Source organism: Streptomyces sp. NPDC050287, assembly GCF_044459385.1.
Lineage (GTDB): Bacteria > Actinomycetota > Actinomycetes > Streptomycetales > Streptomycetaceae > Streptomyces.
Genome location: NZ_JBITIY010000036.1, coordinates 1 through 17,729, shown reverse-complemented (window position 1 = coordinate 17,729; position 17,729 = coordinate 1). Strand labels below are relative to the sequence as shown.

22 protein-coding genes are annotated in these 17,729 nt (G+C 70.5%); 7 read left to right on the top strand and 15 right to left on the bottom strand.

Translation table 11 applies throughout. The features are described from left to right. The 12 genes from ACIBK3_RS46550 to ACIBK3_RS46495 all read right to left on the bottom strand — a co-directional run. Positions 1 to 288 (bottom strand): SDR family NAD(P)-dependent oxidoreductase (locus ACIBK3_RS46550; RefSeq protein ID WP_399374722.1); only part of this gene is annotated, 288 nt, incomplete at its 3' end. After that, a complete protein-coding gene (locus tag ACIBK3_RS46545) occupies positions 281 to 1,138 on the bottom strand; it encodes an alpha/beta fold hydrolase (protein WP_399374720.1) in 858 nt (285 codons plus the stop codon). The genes ACIBK3_RS46550 and ACIBK3_RS46545, both read right to left, overlap by 8 nt. A 172-nt stretch (positions 1,139 to 1,310) precedes the next feature. After that, positions 1,311 to 1,490 carry a hypothetical protein gene (locus ACIBK3_RS46540; protein WP_399374719.1) on the bottom strand — a complete coding sequence of 60 codons (180 nt, stop codon included), beginning with the start codon at positions 1,488 to 1,490 and terminating at the stop codon, positions 1,311 to 1,313. A gap of 242 nt (positions 1,491 to 1,732) precedes the next feature. Beyond that, positions 1,733 to 2,326, bottom strand: coding sequence for an alpha/beta fold hydrolase (locus ACIBK3_RS46535; protein ID WP_399374718.1), 594 nt, complete (start codon positions 2,324 to 2,326; stop codon positions 1,733 to 1,735). Between the two features lie 153 nt (positions 2,327 to 2,479). Next, positions 2,480 to 3,061, bottom strand: a complete 582-nt coding sequence (locus ACIBK3_RS46530) for a TetR/AcrR family transcriptional regulator (RefSeq protein WP_399374717.1) — start codon at positions 3,059 to 3,061, stop codon at positions 2,480 to 2,482. Between the two features lie 530 nt (positions 3,062 to 3,591). Further along, positions 3,592 to 4,683, bottom strand: a complete 1,092-nt coding sequence (locus ACIBK3_RS46525; RefSeq protein WP_399374715.1) for a Gfo/Idh/MocA family protein — start codon at positions 4,681 to 4,683, stop codon at positions 3,592 to 3,594. Continuing rightward, positions 4,668 to 5,342, bottom strand: a complete 675-nt coding sequence (locus ACIBK3_RS46520; RefSeq protein WP_399374713.1) for a ThuA domain-containing protein — start codon at positions 5,340 to 5,342, stop codon at positions 4,668 to 4,670. The genes ACIBK3_RS46525 and ACIBK3_RS46520 overlap by 16 nt, the downstream gene beginning before the upstream one ends. A 239-nt stretch (positions 5,343 to 5,581) precedes the next feature. Then, positions 5,582 to 5,989 (bottom strand): alcohol dehydrogenase catalytic domain-containing protein, encoded by a 408-nt coding sequence (locus ACIBK3_RS46515; RefSeq protein ID WP_399374711.1) that lies wholly within the window; start codon positions 5,987 to 5,989, stop codon positions 5,582 to 5,584. Further along, on the bottom strand, positions 5,968 to 6,096 hold the full coding sequence (locus ACIBK3_RS46510) for a hypothetical protein (RefSeq protein ID WP_399374709.1): 129 nt from the start codon (positions 6,094 to 6,096) through the stop codon (positions 5,968 to 5,970). Before ACIBK3_RS46510 ends, ACIBK3_RS46515 begins: the two co-directional genes overlap by 22 nt. Before the next feature lie 59 nt (positions 6,097 to 6,155). Continuing rightward, positions 6,156 to 6,434: a hypothetical protein gene (locus ACIBK3_RS46505; protein WP_399374708.1), complete on the bottom strand. Its 279-nt coding sequence runs from the start codon at positions 6,432 to 6,434 to the stop codon at positions 6,156 to 6,158. A 99-nt stretch (positions 6,435 to 6,533) separates the two neighbouring features. Then, entirely contained in the window at positions 6,534 to 7,739 is a 1,206-nt protein-coding gene (locus tag ACIBK3_RS46500; protein WP_399374706.1) for an acyl-CoA dehydrogenase family protein, read from the bottom strand. Between the two features lie 135 nt (positions 7,740 to 7,874). After that, complete coding sequence (locus ACIBK3_RS46495; protein ID WP_399374704.1) at positions 7,875 to 8,249, bottom strand: ferredoxin; 375 nt, start codon at positions 8,247 to 8,249, stop codon at positions 7,875 to 7,877. A 132-nt stretch (positions 8,250 to 8,381) separates the two neighbouring features. Here ACIBK3_RS46495 and ACIBK3_RS46490 point away from each other — a divergent pair, with 132 nt between their 5' ends. The 3 genes from ACIBK3_RS46490 to ACIBK3_RS46480 all read left to right on the top strand — a co-directional run bounded on the left by ACIBK3_RS46490 (position 8,382) and on the right by ACIBK3_RS46480 (position 10,761). Continuing rightward, positions 8,382 to 8,747 (top strand): DUF6479 family protein, encoded by a 366-nt coding sequence (locus ACIBK3_RS46490; protein WP_399374702.1) that lies wholly within the window; start codon positions 8,382 to 8,384, stop codon positions 8,745 to 8,747. A gap of 121 nt (positions 8,748 to 8,868) precedes the next feature. Further along, positions 8,869 to 9,219: a hypothetical protein gene (locus ACIBK3_RS46485; RefSeq protein ID WP_399374700.1), complete on the top strand. Its 351-nt coding sequence runs from the start codon at positions 8,869 to 8,871 to the stop codon at positions 9,217 to 9,219. 36 nt (positions 9,220 to 9,255) lie between these two features. Next, positions 9,256 to 10,761, top strand: a complete 1,506-nt coding sequence (locus ACIBK3_RS46480) for a cytochrome bc complex cytochrome b subunit (protein ID WP_399374698.1) — start codon at positions 9,256 to 9,258, stop codon at positions 10,759 to 10,761. Here the strand turns inward: ACIBK3_RS46480 and ACIBK3_RS46475 are convergent. Genes ACIBK3_RS46475 through ACIBK3_RS46465 form a run of 3 tightly spaced genes read right to left on the bottom strand, consistent with a single transcriptional unit; the run spans position 10,713 to position 14,583 of the window. Next, entirely contained in the window at positions 10,713 to 11,159 is a 447-nt protein-coding gene (locus ACIBK3_RS46475) for a cytochrome c oxidase subunit 4 (protein ID WP_399374697.1), read from the bottom strand. The two genes, ACIBK3_RS46480 and ACIBK3_RS46475, sit on opposite strands and share 49 nt — an antisense overlap. After that, positions 11,159 to 12,820, bottom strand: a complete 1,662-nt coding sequence (gene ctaD / locus ACIBK3_RS46470; RefSeq protein ID WP_399374696.1) for a cytochrome c oxidase subunit I — start codon at positions 12,818 to 12,820, stop codon at positions 11,159 to 11,161. Before ctaD ends, ACIBK3_RS46475 begins: the two co-directional genes overlap by 1 nt. Positions 12,821 to 12,849: 29 nt before the next feature. After that, complete coding sequence (locus tag ACIBK3_RS46465) at positions 12,850 to 14,583, bottom strand: glycoside hydrolase family 15 protein (RefSeq protein ID WP_399374694.1); 1,734 nt, start codon at positions 14,581 to 14,583, stop codon at positions 12,850 to 12,852. A gap of 238 nt (positions 14,584 to 14,821) precedes the next feature. Between ACIBK3_RS46465 and ACIBK3_RS46460 the strand changes: the two genes are divergently transcribed. The 4 genes from ACIBK3_RS46460 to ACIBK3_RS46445 all read left to right on the top strand — a co-directional run bounded on the left by ACIBK3_RS46460 (position 14,822) and on the right by ACIBK3_RS46445 (position 17,396). After that, on the top strand, positions 14,822 to 15,055 hold the full coding sequence (locus ACIBK3_RS46460) for a hypothetical protein (RefSeq protein ID WP_399374693.1): 234 nt from the start codon (positions 14,822 to 14,824) through the stop codon (positions 15,053 to 15,055). A gap of 295 nt (positions 15,056 to 15,350) precedes the next feature. Then, positions 15,351 to 16,343 carry a dihydroxyacetone kinase subunit DhaK gene (gene dhaK / locus ACIBK3_RS46455; RefSeq protein ID WP_399374691.1) on the top strand — a complete coding sequence of 331 codons (993 nt, stop codon included), beginning with the start codon at positions 15,351 to 15,353 and terminating at the stop codon, positions 16,341 to 16,343. 50 nt (positions 16,344 to 16,393) lie between these two features. Beyond that, positions 16,394 to 16,993, top strand: a complete 600-nt coding sequence (gene dhaL / locus ACIBK3_RS46450; protein WP_399374690.1) for a dihydroxyacetone kinase subunit DhaL — start codon at positions 16,394 to 16,396, stop codon at positions 16,991 to 16,993. After that, positions 16,986 to 17,396: a PTS-dependent dihydroxyacetone kinase phosphotransferase subunit DhaM gene (locus ACIBK3_RS46445; protein ID WP_399374689.1), complete on the top strand. Its 411-nt coding sequence runs from the start codon at positions 16,986 to 16,988 to the stop codon at positions 17,394 to 17,396. Before dhaL ends, ACIBK3_RS46445 begins: the two co-directional genes overlap by 8 nt. Positions 17,397 to 17,729 lie beyond the last annotated feature (333 nt).

Sequence of the window (17,729 nt, the reverse complement as noted above, 5' to 3'; positions counted from 1 at the left end):
GCTACGAGAAGACCGCCACCATCTACCTGGCCGGACTCCACATCGCAGGCATCTTCCTCTGGTCCGCCCGATGATCCAAACGAAACCGCCTAGGTCGGTCACATCGCCGACCAGGTAGGTGACCCGCTCGTCGATCGCCTCGCCCGCGGCCGGGCGGTGCAGATCGATCACGAAGACCCGAGCACCGGCGGCGGTCAGCGACCGCGCGGTCGCCGCGCCCAGGCCCCGGCCGCCGCCGGTGACGAGGGCGACCTTTCCGGCGATCGACCGGTCGGGCCTCTCAGTCATCGAGGAACTCGAGGAACTCGAGAACCTCGGGGACGAACTCCCGGTGGTGCTGGAAGACGCCGCCGTGCCCGGAGTTCGGGTAGATCTTCAGCCGGGCGTTCGGGATCCGGCGGGCCATGTCGGCCGAGTTGCTGCTCGCGACCATCAGGTCGTGATCACCGTTGGCGACGAAGACCGGCTGGGTGATCACCGAGAGGTCGTCGGGTGCGTGCAGTCCGGCCGCGCGGATGGCCTTCAGCTGCGCGCGTCGAGCCTGCAGGGAGATTTTGTCGTCGCGATTCTGGGTGCGCTCCTTGAGCCGGGCGAGGTAGTCCTTCGCGGCCGTCTTGCCCTCGGCGTCGCGCGGGAAGAACAGGAATGTCCTGGCGTCTTTCAGGGTGAGCGCGGACTTGACGTACGCCCCGGCCGCGACCTTGTTGATCTCCTTGATACCGCCGCCTCCGCGGGGACCGGTCCCGGCCAAGATCATCCGGCGCACGAGTTCGGGTGCCTGCAGGGCCACCATCTGTGCGACTCCGCCGCCGAGCGAGAACCCGAGGAGGTCAACCTTCTCGAGTCCCATCGCACGGATGAAGGCGACGGCGTCGCGGCCCATGTCCTCGACGTCGGGCGGCACGGATCCTCCGGACGCGCCGACCCCGCGGTTGTCGAACGTGATCACCCGGCGGCGGGCCGCGATGCCGTCGATGATCCTCGGATCCCAGTCGTCAAGGACAGCCATCAGATGGTGCAGGAACACCACCGGAATACCCTCGGTCGGGCCGAGCTCCCGATAGGCGAACGGCACTCCGCCGACGTCGATCGTGCGGGTGGGCACGTCGATCCACTTCACGCTCTTGGTCATCTTCATCTGACCTCATCGGATACGGCGCGAGGACCGCGGCTCCGCGCAGTTATATTACGAACATTTACCTTACGGTTGTAATATATACATGCCTGAATGAAGCGGTGGCAAGTGCTCTCCGCCCACTGAGGCAGGGCTGACACCGAAGGCACCGGACTCTGCTGCCGACGCCGATCGTCTACGGAATCGGCATGGGGCGGTCGTCCGCACCCAGCGCGAACCTCGTCAGGGGAACGATCCGCCCGAATGAGCGGAGCATCGCTTCCGGCGCCGACAACGCGAGCCGTGAGGTCGGCGGGGCCATCGGCGTCGCGTCGCCGGCGGCGGTCTTCTCCCCCCAGGGCGGCTTCAGGTACACGTCACGTTCGTGGGCGGGCTGGTCCCGGAGCGCCCGGTCGGGGGCGGTGCGGTGCCCGGGCGGCGGCCTTCGCCTTGCTGACGCCCGACAGCGCAAGGCCGACGGCGCAAGGCCGACGGCTCGGCTGCCGGCCGTGCCGCGGAAGACGCTCAGGCCGGCATCACGGGACGCGACCTGAAGCCCTGACTTGGCGGCCGGCCCATCAGGTTACGGCGGGGCCACCCTTCGACCTGTCCTGCCTTTCAGGCTCGTTCGCCGTGCGGAGACGTCACAGCGTTGCTCGAGCCCCGCGGGCCGCTTGCCCGTCCGGCCGGGCAGGCAGCCCCGAAGTACTCGAGATACCCGCGGATGTCGTGCCCCACCAGGCGTTCGGGCAGATCGGGCTGCATGTGGAAAAGCCAGTGCCAGTACCCGGAGGCGAGCGAGGCGTCCAGGCGGCGGAACATCTCCCGGGTGGGAACGATGTCGAGCACGGCCGGCCGCTCCACCTGGTCCGGGCGGTCCAGCGCCCAGCGGTGTCCCACGCGAGCGCCACGGTCGTGGCCCACGACCATGGCCCGCTCGAAGCCGAGCGCTTCGACGAGGCCGGCGATGTCGGCGGCCATACGCCGCTTGCCGTAACCAGTGACGGGCTTGTCGCTCAGGCCGTATCCGCGCAGGTCCGGCGCCACCACCGTGTAATCGGCGGCGAGATCCGCCAGTACCGGCCGCCAGCAGTCGGAGGTCTGCGGCCAGCCGTGGAGCAGCACGAGCAGAGGTCCGGACCCGCCTCGGACGTAGTGCAGGCGGACGCCGTCCACCTGCGCCACTCCGGTCGTCGCTGTCGGCTGTCCCATGGGTGCGCCTTCCTGACACGAACGAACCAACCGTCTCAAACGGTCAAGCCGGCGGGGAGAAGGAGACATGGCCACCGGTGCGACACCTGCGCGCCCACTCGGCCGCCCCCCGAGAGCCACAGCCTCGGCTGGCGACGTGGTACGTCAGAGGCGCTACCCGGCGTCCAGCAGGGCGAGGACGTTGTTGATCCCCTGATCGAGGAGTTCTTTGGCGAGTTGGCTGTCGGTCAAGGCCCGGGAAAGCTGCAGTGTCCCGGCCATCAGGCCGAGGAGGCTGAGCGCCTTCACACGTGCGGAGGACGGGGCCTCGGGCGCCATGCGGGCGGCGATGCCGTCGATGAGGACCAGTACGCCGTCGGTGTACGCCTGCCTGGTTGTGTCGTTGCAGCGCCCGATCTCGTCGAGCAACGCGGCGTTGGGGCAGCCGTCGCCAAGGCTGTCGCGGTGCTGGGGCGACAGATACCCCCGCACGATCTGCTCGAGTCCGGCACGGCCGGGCGCGGCCCGCGCGACGACACTCTCGGCCTGCGCCTTCAACTGGTCGGCGATCGCCGTGGCGACGAGGTCGTCCTTGGACTCGAAGTGAGCATAGAAGGCGCCGTTGGTCAGCCCCGCGTCCTTCATGAGCGTCGAGACCCCGGAGCCGTCGATACCGTCCTGCTTGAACCGGCGGCCCGCCCTCTCGATGATCCGCCGCCTCGTCTCCGACTTGTGCTCTTTTCCGTACCGCACCACCGCACACGCTCCTTCACCGGCCGGAAGGACCGGTCGCCCGTCACCGACTTTGCCAGTTTATGATATTGCGAACGTAATCCCAAAAGTCGGCAGCGGCGACGTTCCGTCGGCTCGTCACCAACCGACCTCTGCGCAAGGACAACGGGCGAGCGTCACAGGGCGGGCCCTCGGCCAGCGGCCATCCGGGCCGGTACGCGATGCGGGAGATCGTCAACGCGCTGCTCCACCAAGGCCGCACCGGCCGCCAGTGGGACCTGCTCCCGCACGGCTTCCCGCCGCAGTGCCCACTCGATGGCTGGCCGGGGACCCACGTCATCGTGTTCCAGGCCCAGTGTGTCGTCGATGACGGCCGCTCCCCGCGGCGGGCTGCGGATGGCTTCCAGGCCGGCCACAGCACCGCGGCCGGTGGGCCGGCCGCTACCGGCGCCACGGCGCCGAGGGCATACACGACCGCTCCAGCCACCCCCGCCACTCACCTCCGCGGACCCCAGCCGGCCGTGTCACCAACCTCTCCGGTCAGCACCCCGAGGCTAGAGGCAGATGACCGGGTCGGGCCGCTCGCAGGTGCTGGTCACCGGCAGGGCGCGGCCCTGTTCGGCGGCGTCCATGAGGGTGAGCATGACGTCCAGGACGTGCGCGCCCAGTTCGGCCGAGGCGCGGTGCGGGCGCCCGGCGTCCAGCGCCTCGGCGAGGTCGGCAAGCCCCGCGCCACGGCCCGTGCCCGCGTGACCGGCGGACACCGGCAGGACGTCCCAGCTGTCGCCGCGGTGGATCTCGACGGGACCGTCGAAGTTGTTCGGGTCGGGTACGGAGAGCGAGGCCTCGGAGCCGTGCACCTCGATGCGCGGCAGGCGCGCAGCCTTGATGTCGAAGCTCATCACCAGCGTCGACAGGGCGCCGCCCGCGTGCTCCAGGACACCCGTGATGTGGGTGTCGATCTCGACCGGGAAGGACTGCCCGGCCCGCGGACCACTGCCGATGACCCGCTCGGCACGCGGACGCGAGGAGGCTCCGGTCACCTTCACCACCGGGCCCAGCAGGTGCACCAGGGCGGAGAGGTAGTAGGGGCCCATGTCGAGCAGCGGACCTCCTCCGGGCTGGTAGTAGAACTCCGGGTCCGGGTGCCACCGCTCGTGCCCCGCGGTCGTCATGAAGGCCGTCGCCGCCACCGGACGACCGATCAGTCCGTCGTCGACCGCCTTGCGCGCGGTCTGGGTGCCGGTGCCCAGTACGGTGTCGGGGGCACAGCCCACCCGAAGTCCCGCATCACGGGCGGCGGTCAGGACGGCATCGGCCTCCTTGCGGTTCGTGGCGAGAGGCTTCTCGCCGTAGACGTGCTTACCGGCGGCGAGTCCGGCCAGGGCCACCTCGGCGTGCACGGCCGGGATGGTCAGATTCAGAACCGCGTCCACGTCGTCACGGGCGATGAGGTCCGCGACCGAGTCCGCCACCGTGACCTGCGGTCCGACCTGGTCGGCGACGGCCTGCGCACGGGCCCGGTCGAGGTCGGTGACCGCGGTCAGCCGCACCGACGTCAGCTTCTGCAGGGTCGACACATAGGCGCCACTTATCTTGCCCGCGCCCACGATCCCGATGTTCAAAGGCTTCACCGGCTCGCCCACAGCAGACCCCTCTCGGTCAGCGTCCGCACCTGCGGCACGTCGAAGTCGTCCGGCTTGTGCCCGATGGTCGAGACGAAGACGCGTCCCGCGCCATGGGTCCGGGTCCACACCGCGGGCATGACGGCGGGACGGTCGTGCAGGTCGTCGGCGGGGAACGTGGTCGTGGCCAGGACGTCGATGTGCGCATCGGTCAGGACCCAGTACTGCTCGCTGTGGATCGCGAAGTCGTCCAGGCCCGCGATGATCGGGTGGTCCGCGTGCTCGGGCGACAACTGGTAGGTGTGGTCGAGGAAGCCGGGCGGGTGCATCACGAACTTCCCGCCGGTCAGCAGGTGATAGCCGTGGTCGTGGAAGCAGTCCACGATGCCGCCGTGCCAGCCGGCGAGTCCCGTGCCGCCGCGGACCGCGGCGGCCAGGTTGTCGCGCTGCCGCGGGGTGATCGTCCCCATCGTCCAGCACTGAACGACCAGATCGGTGGCAGCGAGCCGCTCCGCGTCGTCGTACACCGCGAGCTCTTCGGAGGTCTCGACGGTGAAGCCCTGCTCCTTGAGGAACGGGACGAAGCTGTCGCTGATCGTCACGGGCTGATGCCCCTCCCAACCACCACGGACGACAAGGGCCCGGCGGATTTCGCTGGTCAAGGTATCGCACACTCCCATCGGCGCCGTGCGCACAGGCTCGGCGATCGCAGGTCGGAGGAAGGGAGCCCAACAGGTGTTTCCCCGAGTGGGTGTTGCCGCTGCTCAGAAGGTCGGTGAGGCGAGTGACGTACTGCCATCCGAACGTATGGAGATCGGCACTCTTTTGTCAACGGCGCATACAAATAAGGCACTTGGCGCCCGGGAGGGTGAGAGCCCGACCGCCACGGGCCCGTGATTCCACGCGCCCACGGGCCCGGTCAGTGTTGCCCGAGCCGCTTGAGGACCATGCTCAGCGCGTGCGCCGGCGTGGGGCCCCGACGGGAAGTGCTCGGTCCGGCGGTCAGGCTTTGGCCGCGATGAACTGTTGGTACCAGCGGTAGCTGTCTTTTGGCGTGCGCCGCAGGGTGCTCCTCGCCCTTGAGGCAATTCGCGCACTCACGGAAGGAGTTGACTATGCAACCGACACCGACCCGGTCGGGGACGGCGTGCTTGGTGACCTCGGAGCCGACCTCGGTGACGATGTCGGCGAACTCGTGGCCGGGGACGACCGGGTAGGTCTGCGGGCCCCACTCACCGCGGACGATGGGGCCCCCGGCTCGAGCGGAGCCGAGAGCTGGGGGCGGATGTCGGAGTGACAGATGCCTCAGTGGCAGATGCCGGTGCACTTGATCTCGATGAGGACGTCGTGCGGGCCGATGTCGCGGCGCTCGATGGTGGTCGGGGCGACGGGTTCGGCCGCAGAGGTCGCGGCACAGGCGTTGACGGTGAGCACGTATCTCCACAAGGACGCGGTGGTGCCCGGTAACCGGGGCAAGGCTTGGCCGCGACGGTCTACGGGTCTCGGTCGGTCGGGGACACATCGAGGAGCCGCAGCATCGCGGGGAGCACGTCGCTCGTCAACGGATCTGAGGTGTCTTCGTCGATCGCGCCCTCCAGCGCGAGGCTTTTATAGCCGTGCACGAGTGACCACACCGCGTAGCTCGGCACCAGCGCGGGGTCCGCACTGTCCGGTAGCCGCGCATCCTGGCCGCGCAGGCCACGGTCCAGGGCGCGGAGCGCCCAGTGCTTCTGCTCGACCAGGTCTGGATCGTTGAAGTCGAACTGGGTCATGCGCCACCCCTCACCCAAGACGCGGATCTTGGCATGGGAAACGTTGGCCGCCTGCCGGCCCTCGGAGAGCTTGTCCCAGCGGATCCTCGTCACACCCCTTCACCGCCGCACCCTCGGCATCCCCAGCCCGATCCACGAGATGATCTCCCGCTGGATCTCGTTGTTCCCGCCGCCGAAGGTGAAGATCACCGCGGAGCGGTAGCCGCGTTCCAGTTCGCCGTGGAGTACGGCGCCCGCCGAGCCCTCCTTCAGCGCGCCGGCGGCGCCGACGATCTCCATCAGCCACGCGTAGGCGTCCCGGCGGGCCTCGGAGCCGTAGACCTTGACCGCGGAGGCGTCCTGGGGGGTGAGGGTGCCGTCCTGGACGGCGTTCACCATCTGCCAGTTGAGGAGCTTGAGGGCGTCCAGCCGGGCGTGGGTGCGGGCCAGCAGACGGCGCACCCAGGGGAGGTCGACGACGCGGCGGCCGTCGGCGAGCTTGGTCTCCATGGCCCAGCGCTGCACGTCGTGCAGGGCGCGGATCGCCATGGTGCCGTGTGCCGCGAGGGTGACCCGCTCGTGGTTGAGCTGGTTGGTGATCAGCCGCCAGCCCTTGTTCTCCTCGCCGACCCGGTGGGACACGGGGACGCGGACGTTCTCGTAATAGCTGGCCGTGGTGTCGTGCGAGGCGAGGGTGTTGATGACGGTGCAGGAGTAGCCGGGGTCGGTGGTCGGCATCAGGAGCATGGTGATGCCCTTGTGCGGCGGGGCGTCCGGGTCGGTGCGGACCGCGAGCCAGACCCAGTCGGCGGTGTCGCCGTTGGTGGTCCAGATCTTCTGGCCGTTGACGACGTACGTGTCGCCGTCGCGTACGGCACGGGTCTTCAGGGACGCCAGGTCGGTGCCGGCGTCGGGCTCGCTGTAGCCGATCGCGAAGTCGATCTCGCCGGAGAGGATCCGCGGCAGGAAGTAAGCCTTCTGCTCGTCCGTGCCGTACCGCATGATCGTCGGGCCGACCGTGTTCAGGGCCATCAGCGGCAGCGGGACGCCGGCCTGGGCGGCCTCGTCGAAGAAGATGAACTGCTCCATCGCCGTCAGGCCCCGGCCGCCGTACTCCTTCGGCCAGCCCACACCGAGCCAGCCGTCCCGGCCGAGCCGGCGGATAGTGTCCCGGTAGAAGCGCTTCTGGGCGGCCCGGTCGGTGACGGGGGCGCCTCCCGTGCCTTCAGGGCTGTCGGGGCGGGCCTTGTCGGGCACCAGGTCGGCGAAGTAGCTGCGCAGTTCGGTGCGCAGCCGCTGCTGCTCGGGCGTGTGATCGAGGTGCACGGCGCCTCCAGGCTCCCAGGCCGGTCCTGACGGCGCACACCGTAGAACGTGTTTCAGAAATTGGGAATGGGCATGCTCCTTCCGTCGCGCGCCGGACCCGCCGACGCGGTCACGTTCCAGCCGTGCGGTGCGCCGTCACGCGAGCGTGGCCATGAAGTCCGAGCACGCCTGGGCGCACTCGCGGCACGCCTTCGCGCTGTCCTCCGCGCCCGGGTACCGGTCGAAGACGTGCGCGCTCTCCAGGCACACCGACCGGCACCACTCCAGCTGCACCCGGATGCCGTCCTCGTCGAGACGGTTCTGCTCGGACAGCACCCGGCAGGTCGCGTCGCAGACCTCGGCGCACATGATGCCCTTGCGTCGGACAAGTTCCTGTTCCTCGGTCCCGTCCGGATCCACCAGACTGGCGCGCAACGCGCATGCCCGCGCACACTCGGTGCAGGCCTGGGCGCAGGCGAACCTGTCCTCGAGGAACCGGAAGAGTTCCTGCTGCGATGTCGTCGTTGTCACACCGGGCGGGTAGCCGTCGCACATCCCGCCAAACCCGGCGTTCCCAGGGTTTCCGCCGGTACGCGGCCTGCCGTCGAGTGACGGTTGGGGCCGGGGTCGGTTCGCCCTCGGCGCTCGGGGTACTCGCGTGCCATGAATACCGCATGGATGAACATCGCAGCAGGCACAGGCGCCGGGGCCGCCGGCCTGATCGTGGCGGGTGTGGTGATCGCGGCGGTACTGGTCGGTGCCTTCTGGCTGGGAGTGCGGGTCATGAGGCGTGAGTCGCCGGCGCCGACACCCGAGCAGCAGCCGCGGCCGCCCGAGGGCGGTCCGGTCCGGGAGGTGCGGGAGAGCCGCGAGCCGCACGAGGTCCCGCAGAGCGAGCGCCGGCTGACCCCGCACGAGATGCCCGCGCACGGCAACGCCGGCACCCGGACCGGCGCGCCGAAGGAACGGCCGCGCTGGGACGAGGGCAGCAGCGGTTCCTTCGGCAGCGGCGGAGCGGGCGGCCGCTGACGCTGCCGACCAGGGCAGCCGACCAAGCATCGAACACCGACAGTTCGACCAAGGCAGCCGCGCGAGCACCCACGCACACAACAGTCCGACCAAGGCTGTCGCACTGAGGGAAGTGAGATCCATGGCCGACTCCGGCCGCACCACCCTGCCGTTGCCCGACTACGACCATCTGCCGATCGGCGGCCTGGAGAGTCGCGTACGGTCATTGACCGCGGCGGAGGTCGAGGAACTGCTCGCGTACGAGCGGACGCACGCCGATCGTCTCCCGGTGACCGAGCTGCTGACGGCGCGGCTGGAGCAGCTGGAGGCGGGCGCCGAGCCGACGCCGGGCGACCCCGGTGCGCTGCGCCCCGAGCAGGGCGAGCACTCCGGCGGCTCCCCCGTGTCGCCGGCGACCTCTCCGCAGCCCTTCAGCCCGCCACCGCACGGCACCCCGGACCAGCGGGGCAAGCCGAAGGGTGACCGGACCTGACGGTTTCCGCAAGCGGGGCACGGGCACCCGTGTGCCGTGCTGCTGAGAAGGAAAAGGGCCCGGGCCGGCGCCCGGGCCCGTGACGCGGCGGAACGGACCGGCGGCTGGGTCGACGGCAGGCTTCCGGTCAGTGAGGGCGGCGGGCTGCTGCGGAAGGCCTTTCCTGACCACTGGTCGTTCCTGCTGGGCGAGATCGCCCTCTACAGTTTCGTCGTCCTCCTGCTGACCGGTGTGTGGCTGACGCTGTTCTTCCACCCCTCGATGACCGAGGTGGTCTACGCCGGTTCCTACCGCCAGCTGGACGGCGTGCGCATGTCGGAGGCCTACCGTTCGACCCTGCACATCAGCTTCGACGTCCGCGGCGGCCTGCTGATCCGCCAGCTCCACCACTGGGCAGCGCTGGTGTTCCTCGCGGCGATCGGTGTGCACCTGCTGCGGGTGTTCTTCACGGGCGCGTTCCGCCGCCCCCGTGAGGTCAACTGGGTGATCGGCGTGACGCTGTTCCTGCTGGCGCTCGCCGAGGGCTTCGCCGGCTACTCGCTGCCGGACGACCTGCTGTCGGGCACGGGCCTGCGGATCGCCCAGGGCGTCATGCTGTCGATCCCGGTGGCGGGGACGTACCTGAGCATGTTCGTGTTCGGCGGCCAGTTCCCCGGGCACGAGCTGATCCCCCGGTTGTACTCCGTGCACATCCTGCTGATCCCGGGCATTCTGCTCGCCCTGGTGACCGCCCACCTGATCCTGGTCTTCTATCTGAAGCACACGCACTGGGCGGGCCGCGGCCGGACCGACCGAAACGCGGTGGGCAAGCCCATGTTCCCGCAGTTCGCCGCGAGTTCGACCGGCCTGTTCTTCATGGTGTCCGGCGTGCTGACCCTGCTCGCGGGCGTGGCCCAGATCAACCCGGTCTGGACGTACGGACCCTACCGCGCGGACGTGGTGTCCACGGGCTCCCAGCCGGACTGGTACGTCGGCTTCCTGGAGGGCTCGCTCCGGCTGGTTCCGCCGTGGGAGACGGCCGTGGCCGGGCACACGGTGATGTGGAACGTGCTGTTGCCCGCCGTGGTGCTTCCCCTCGCGCTCTTCGCCGTGCTGTACGCGTATCCGTTCCTGGAGCGGAAGGTCACCGGCGACGACGACGAGCACCACCTCTGCGACCGGCCGCGCGACCGGCCCGTCCGCACCGGCCTCGGTGTCGCCGCTGTCTGCTTCTACGGCCTGTTGCTCGCGGCGGGCGGCAACGACATCCTCGCCCACTCCTTCAAAGTCTCCCTCAACACGCTGACCTGGGTGTTCCGGATCGCCGTGATCGTCGTCCCGCCGGTGGCCCTGCTGGTGACGCGGGGCGTGTGTCTCGCCCTGCAGGAAGCGGACCACGAGCGGCTGACCGAGGGCGAGGAGACGGGCGAGATCCGGCAGACAATCGCCGGCGGGTACGTCGAGAGCCATGAGCCGATCGACGAGGAGCGGCGGTACGTGCTGAGGTCGTACGGCTATGAGGTGGGCGAACCGCCCCCGCGGGAGGGCGAGTCGGAGTCCTGACGCGGTAGCTCCGTGCCGCGTCCGGCGTACTGGAAGACCATGCCGAAGACACCGTGCCCGAGGACGCCCAGACCGATGAGGGCCAGCCACAGGCCGTAGACCACGCCGAGGGCGAGGAGGATCGCGCCGCACGCGACGGTGACGGGCCAGGGACTGTGCGGCGGGAAGAAGTCCACCGGGCCCGCGGTGTCCACGACCTCGGCGTTGTGGCGGTCCTGGGCCCGTTCGCCGTGGCGGCGGTGCTGCACCCGCAGGAAGAAGGCGACGAGGGCGGCCATGACGAAGGCGAGGGCCAGCGCGGCCGTTCCGGCGGGCTCGTGGGAGCGCCAGCCGTAGCCGGCCGCGGTGACGGCGAAGAAGACCGCCACACCGGTGAACAGGCGGGCCTCGGTGCGCATCACGGCTCCTTCGGTACGTCCGGGTGGTGCAGGTCGAACGCCGGTGACTCGGAGCGGATCCGGGGCAGCGCGGTGAAGTTGTGCCGTGGGGGCGGGGAGGCGGTGGCCCACTCCAGGGAACGGCCGTACCCCCAGGGGTCGTCGGACCCGGCACGGCGGCCGTGGTGGGTGGTGTGCCAGACGTTGTAGAGGAACGGCAGTGTGGACAGGCCGAGCAGGAACGCGCCGATGCTGCTGATGGTGTTGAGCAGGGTGAAGCCGTCGGCGGCCAGGTAGTCGGCGTAGCGGCGGGGCATGCCCGACTCGCCCAGCCAGTGCTGGACGAGGAACGTGGTGTGGAAGCCGGCGAAGAGCGTCCAGAAGTGGATCTTCCCCAGGCGTTCGTCGAGCATCCTGCCGGTGAGTTTGGGCCACCAGAAGTAGAAGCCGGCGAACATCGCGAAGACGACGGTGCCGAAGAGGACGTAGTGCAGGTGGGCGACGACGAAGTAGGAGTCGGTGAGGTGGAAGTCCAGCGGCGGTGAGGCGAGCAGGACGCCGCTCATGCCGCCGAGCAGGAAGGTCGCCAGGAAGCCGCAGGACCACAGCATCGGCGTCTCGAAGGACAGGGAGCCCTTCATCATGGTGCCGATCCAGTTGAAGAACTTCACCCCGGTCGGCACGGCGATCAGGAAGGACATCAGGGAGAAGAACGGCAGCAGGACGGCACCGGTGGCGAACATGTGGTGGGCCCACACCACCGCGGACAGCATCGTGATCGCGATGGTGGCGCCGACGAGACTGACGTACCCGAAGATCGGTTTGCGGCTGAACACCGGGATGATCTCGGAGATGATCCCGAAGAACGGCAAGGCGACGATGTATACCTCGGGATGGCCGAAGAACCAGAACAGGTGCTGCCACAGCAGCGGGCCGCCACTGGCCGCGTCGTAGATGTGCGCGCCGAACTTGCGGTCCGCCTCAAGGGCGAGCAGGGCGGCGGTCAGCACGGGGAACGCGGGCAGCACGAGGATCGACGTGAACAGCACGTTCCAGGTGAAGATCGGCATCCGGAACATGGTCATGCCGGGGGCGCGCAGACACAGGATCGTGGTGATGAAGTTGACCGCGCCGAGGGTGGTGCTGACGCCGGTCACCACCAGGCCCATCACCCACAGGTCACCGCCCGCGCCGGGGCTGCGGACCGCGCTGTTGAGCGGGGCGTAGGCGAACCAGCCGAAGCCGGCCGCTCCCCCGGGCACCAGGAAACCGGACACCACCATCAGGGCGCCGAACAGATAAAGCCAGTACGACAGCGCGTTGAGTCTCGGGAACGCGACGTCCGGGGCGCCGATCTGCAACGGCATGACCGCGTTGGCGAACCCCGCGAACAGCGGGGTGGCGAACAGCAGCATCATCACCGTGCCGTGGATGGTGAAGAGCTGGTTGTACTGCTCGGCACTGAACAACTGCAGCCCGGGGCGAGCGAGTTCGGCCCGCATCAGCAGGGCGAGGACACCGCCGAACAGGAAGAAGGAGAAGGCGGTCGTCAGATAGAGGTTGCCGATGACCTTGTGGTCGGTGGTCGTCGTCCAGCGCCGCAGCGCCCGCCCCACCGTCGTGCCCGGACCTGGCCGCGGCGGCGCCTGACGCGGCCGGTCCGTCCTCCTGTCCACCGCCATGACCGGGCGGGTACCCGGGGGCTCGGGGCTCAGTCACCCAGACGTGCGGCCGACTCGAGCAGCAGGGCGTGCACGAAGGCCTGCGGGAGGTTGCCGCGCAGCTGGCGCTGGGCCACGTCGAACTCCTCGGCGTACAGGCCCGACCCGCCGCAGGCACCCCGGTTGCGTTCGAACCAGCGGTACGCCTCGACGGCCCGGCCCTGCCCGTGTTCGGCCAGCGCCATCACGAAACCGCACAGCAGGAACGCTCCCTCGGTCTCCTCCAGCGGGCGGTCGTCGTGGCGGAAGCGGTACATGAAGTACTCCTGCGTCAGTTCGCGGCGGCAGGCGTCGAGGGTGGCGCGGGTGCGTACGTCGGCGGCGGGCAGTGCGCCGCGTACGGCGGGCAGCAGCAGGGCGGCGTCCACGGCCTTGTCGTCGGGGGCGCGCTGCCAGTGCCCGTCGGGGTGCACGCAGGTCCGCGCGGTCGCGGTGAGGATCGTCTCGGCAAGCCGGGTGCACGTCCCTGCGAGGGGATGGCGGGGAGCGGCGTCGGCCACGGCCCGCAGCCCGGCCACGCAGATGAGCCGGCTGTGCGTCCACAACCGGCCGTCCAACTCCCAGATACCGGCGTCCGGTTCCCGCCAGCGCTCGCCGATCGCCTGCACCGCGACGGCGACCGCCTTCCAGTGGTCGGCGTCGAGCCGGTCGTGACGTGCCGCGGCGGCCAACAACAGCAGGGCCTCGCCGAAGCAGTCCAACTGGAACTGCTCGCGCACCCGGTTGCCGACACGGTCGAAGCCTCCCGGGTAGCCGGGCAGCTCCAGGTCCCGCTGACCGGGGACGGGGTTGCCGTGCACCGTGTAGGCGGGGGCCAGCCGTGGTCCGTCGGCGAGCAGCCGGGCGGTGACGAACCGGACGGCGTCGTCGAGCAGATCGTGTGCGCCGGCGGCGGCGGCGGCCTGCCCGGCGAAGCTCTCGTCGCGGATCCACACGTACCGGTAGTCGTAGTTGCGGCCTTCCTCGGCCCGCTCGGGCAGGCTGGTGGTGGCGGCCGCGACCATGCCGCCGCCGCGCGTGGTCAGGCCGCGCAGTACGGCGTAGGCGCGGCGGGCGTCTGAGACGGCAACCGTGTCCGTGAGCGCGGGCACGGTCCGCCGCCAGGACGCCTCGGTCGCCGCCCAGGCCTCGTCGGCCCGGGGCAGGTCACGGGGCAGTTCGGCGGCGGCGCACTCCAGGACCAGGTCGTGCCGCTCCCCCGGCTTCAGCGCGATCCGGGCCGTCAGTCCCTGCTCGCCGGGGACGGCGTGACCGGCGCCCTGCCAACGGAGTCGGTGGTTGCCGGTGCGCAGCTCCCACACGCCGTCGTCGCCGCGCCGGGCGGAGTCGACCGGCTTCCCGCCGTAGCCGCTGTGCGGGTCGAGGACGAGGGTGAGGCGGGCCGGGCCGTCGACCGCCCGCAGCTGCCGCAGCAGGACGAGGCGGTCCGGGTCACCGGGGTGCGCGAGCGCTTCCCGGCACTCCACGATGCCGTCGTCGGTGACCCAGCGGCTGCGCCAGATCAGCGTGCCCTCTTCGTAGTAGCCGCCGAAGACGTACCGCTCGGCCGGCGTGACGGCGTAGACGCCCGCACCGCCGACGAGGGCGGCGAAGACCGCCTCGTCGTGCCAGGTGGGCGCGCACATCCAGCTGATCGCCCCGTCCGGTCCGATGAGCGCGCCGCGCTCCCCGTCGGCCAGCAGCGCGTAGTCGCGCAGCGCGTGGGGCGGGAAGGCTGGGCGCATCGGTGCGAACCTCCGGTAGCGGCCGATCCGGTCGTCGTGACCGTCCTGGTCGTCGTGCCACGGGTCACTCGTTGGGGGTGACGGGGATGTACGAGTACCCACGGATCGCGGACGGTCACGGGACGCCTCGTCCCACGGCGGGCCGGGAACCCGCCCCGGAGGTGTCATGTGGCGGCGTCCGGCACCGGCGCCGAGGAGAAGCCGACCGACGCCCCGGTTCGCGGAACCGGTCCGCCCCGTGCCCGGCCTGCCGGGCAGCCTCGACGAGGCCCAACTCACCGCGTCGGCCGAGGTGACGGCGAACAACCGGCGCCTCATGGTGGAGTTCACCCCCGCTTCGTACCGCGGTGACCTGCCGCTCTCCACCACCGCCCGCCTCCCCGACGCGCCCGCAACGGCACGGCTCCTGGCCGCCGTACGTCGAAGAGCGCGTCGACCACCACGGCATGTCCCCGCGCCCACGGCGAGATGACCGGCCCGCCGGCCTGGATCGGATCGGGCCTGATCCGGGCCATGAATGAGTGACGGACCCCGGAAGCAGGACGGGAGGCGCAGGTCGCGCAGCACCGCCCCAGTCGGTGGACGGCGGGCCCGCCCACCGAGGCCCCCAGGGCATCACCGTGCCCGAAGGCTGAGCAGCGGCGCACCCCGCACACGCCCGTCGGTCTCCGCACACGTGACCCGCGGTCGCTCAGGATCGATACTTCCGAGTGCAGGTAGTCACACAGGTCATTGACTTGTCCGTTTGTATTGACTCGGAGGTACCCATGAGGATGCTCATCAACGTCCCGGAGACCGTGGTCGCCGACGCGCTGCGGGGGATGGCGGCCGCGCATCCCGAGCTGACCGTCGATGTCGACAACCGGGTGATCGTACGACGGGACGCGCCGGTGGCCGGGAAGGTCGGGCTGGTGTCCGGCGGGGGGTCGGGACACGAGCCGTTGCACGGCGGATTCGTGGGACCGGGAATGCTCTCGGCGGCCTGCCCGGGTGAGGTGTTCACCTCGCCGGTGCCGGACCAGATGGTACGGGCCGCGGCAGCCGTGGACAGCGGGGCCGGGGTTCTCTTCATCGTGAAGAACTACACCGGCGACGTCCTCAACTTCGACATGGCGGCCGAACTCGCCGAGGACGAGGGCATCCAGATCGCCAAGGTGCTGGTCAACGACGACGTGGCGGTGACCGACAGCCTCTACACCGCCGGGCGGCGCGGCACGGGCGCGACGCTGTTCGTGGAGAAGATCGCGGGCGCCGCCGCGGAGGAGGGGCAGCCGCTGGAGCGGGTGGAAGCGGTGGCCCGGCAGGTCAACGAGAACTCCCGCAGCTTCGGGGTCGCGCTCAGCGCCTGCACCACGCCCGCCAAGGGCAGCCCCACTTTCGACCTGCCGGCCGGCGAGCTGGAGCTGGGCGTCGGCATCCACGGCGAGCCGGGCCGGGAACGGCGGGCCATGATGACCTCGCGGGAGATCGCCGACTTCTCGGTCGGTGCGATCCTGGACGACATCAGCCCGCGCAACCCCGTCCTGGTCCTGGTCAACGGCATGGGCGCGACCCCGTTGCTGGAGCTGTACGGCTTCAACGCCGAGGTGCAGCGGGTTCTCGCCGAGCGCGGTGTCCCCGTCGCCCGCACCCTTGTCGGCAACTACGTCACCTCGCTCGACATGGCCGGGGCCTCCGTCACCCTGTGCCAGATCGACGAGGAGCTGCTCAGGCTCTGGGACGCGCCGGTGAAGACGCCGGGACTGCGTTGGGGCATGTGAAACCGGCGGGAGCCGACCTTCTCAACGTACCGACCACGCAAGGAGATCCAGTGCTCGACGCCGACTTCTTCCGCCGTTGGATGACGGCGACCGCCGCGTCCGTCGACCGTGAGGCGGAGCGGCTCACCGCCCTTGACTCGCCCATCGGGGACGCCGACCACGGCAGCAATCTGCGGCGCGGGTTCACCGCGGTGACCGCGACCCTGGAGAAGGAGGCACCCGACACGCCCGGTGCCGTCCTCACGCTCGCCGGACGTCAGCTCATCTCGACCGTGGGCGGCGCGTCCGGGCCGCTGTACGGGACCTTGCTGCGCCGCACCGGCAAGGCACTGGGGGACGCCGGCGAGGTGAGCGAGGAGCAGTTCGCCGGGGCGTTGCGTGCCGGGGTGGACGCGGTGATGACACTCGGGGGTGCCGCGCCCGGCGACAAGACCATGATCGACGCGCTGGTGCCGGCCGTCGACGCGCTCGGCGACGGCTTCGCCGCGGCCCGGGCCGCCGCCGAGGAAGGCGCCCTGGCGACGACGCCGTTGCAGGCCCGCAAGGGCAGGGCGAGCTATCTCGGGGAGCGGAGCATCGGGCACCAGGATCCGGGGGCCACCTCGTCGTCGCTCCTGATCGCCGGGCTCGTGGAGGCGGCCGGTGAGTGACGGGAAGCTGGTCGGGATCGTGCTGGTGTCGCACAGCGCGGAGGTCGCCGGATCGGTGGCCGAATTGGCGAAGGGCCTCGCGGGCGGCGGCACCCGGGTGCCCGTCGCTCCGGCGGGCGGCACCGAGGGCGGCGGGCTCGGGACCAGCGCGGAGCTGATCGCCGCCGCGGCCGCCTCGGTGGACCGGGGTGCCGGAGTCGCCGTCCTCACGGACCTCGGCAGCGCCGTGCTCACCGTGAAGGCGCTGCTCGCGGAGGGCGACGAACTCCCGCACGGCACACGGCTGGTGGACGCGCCGTTCGTCGAGGGAGCGGTGGCCGCGGTCGTCACCGCGGCCACCGGGGCGGACCTCGCAGCGGTCGAGGCGGCGGCCGCGGAGGCGTACACATACCGGAAGGTCTGAACCCTCCCGTACGGCTGCCGGGGCGGGTCCGTCCGCCGCGGTGGCGAGAGCCGAGCGCAGGGTCGTCTCCAGTCCCCCGCTCGGCCTCGGCCGTCGCGAGGCCGGCGGATGTGTCGTGGCGTGCCGGCGGTGCGAGGCGCACGGCGCGCAGTACTCGCCGGCCGCGATGGCGGGGCCGCGTGAGACATCGCCGCTCGGATTGCCGGCTCGCCCGGATCGTCGGTCTGAGGTCTGAGGTCTGAGACGCCATCCGCTTTCCGAACGTGATCGTTTAGTTCGGGTGGGTGGGCATGAACTCCGGTCGGCAGCGGGAGAGATGGGCGTGGTTCGTCC

Excerpts from the sequence above, each read along its gene's own strand:
- ACIBK3_RS46545 (WP_399374720.1), bottom strand. The coding sequence starts at position 1,138 with ATGAAGATGACCAAGAGCGTGAAGTGGATCGACGTGCCCACCCGCACG.
- ACIBK3_RS46535 (WP_399374718.1), bottom strand. The coding sequence starts at position 2,326 with ATGGGACAGCCGACAGCGACGACCGGAGTGGCGCAGGTGGACGGCGTC.
- ACIBK3_RS46520 (WP_399374713.1), bottom strand. The coding sequence starts at position 5,342 with ATGGGAGTGTGCGATACCTTGACCAGCGAAATCCGCCGGGCCCTTGTC.
- ACIBK3_RS46505 (WP_399374708.1), bottom strand. The coding sequence starts at position 6,434 with ATGACCCAGTTCGACTTCAACGATCCAGACCTGGTCGAGCAGAAGCAC.
- ACIBK3_RS46490 (WP_399374702.1), top strand. The coding sequence starts at position 8,382 with ATGAATACCGCATGGATGAACATCGCAGCAGGCACAGGCGCCGGGGCC.
- ACIBK3_RS46485 (WP_399374700.1), top strand. The coding sequence starts at position 8,869 with ATGGCCGACTCCGGCCGCACCACCCTGCCGTTGCCCGACTACGACCAT.
- ACIBK3_RS46475 (WP_399374697.1), bottom strand. The coding sequence starts at position 11,159 with ATGCGCACCGAGGCCCGCCTGTTCACCGGTGTGGCGGTCTTCTTCGCC.
- ctaD (WP_399374696.1), bottom strand. The coding sequence starts at position 12,820 with ATGGCGGTGGACAGGAGGACGGACCGGCCGCGTCAGGCGCCGCCGCGG.
- ACIBK3_RS46465 (WP_399374694.1), bottom strand. The coding sequence starts at position 14,583 with ATGCGCCCAGCCTTCCCGCCCCACGCGCTGCGCGACTACGCGCTGCTG.
- dhaK (WP_399374691.1), top strand. The coding sequence starts at position 15,351 with ATGAGGATGCTCATCAACGTCCCGGAGACCGTGGTCGCCGACGCGCTG.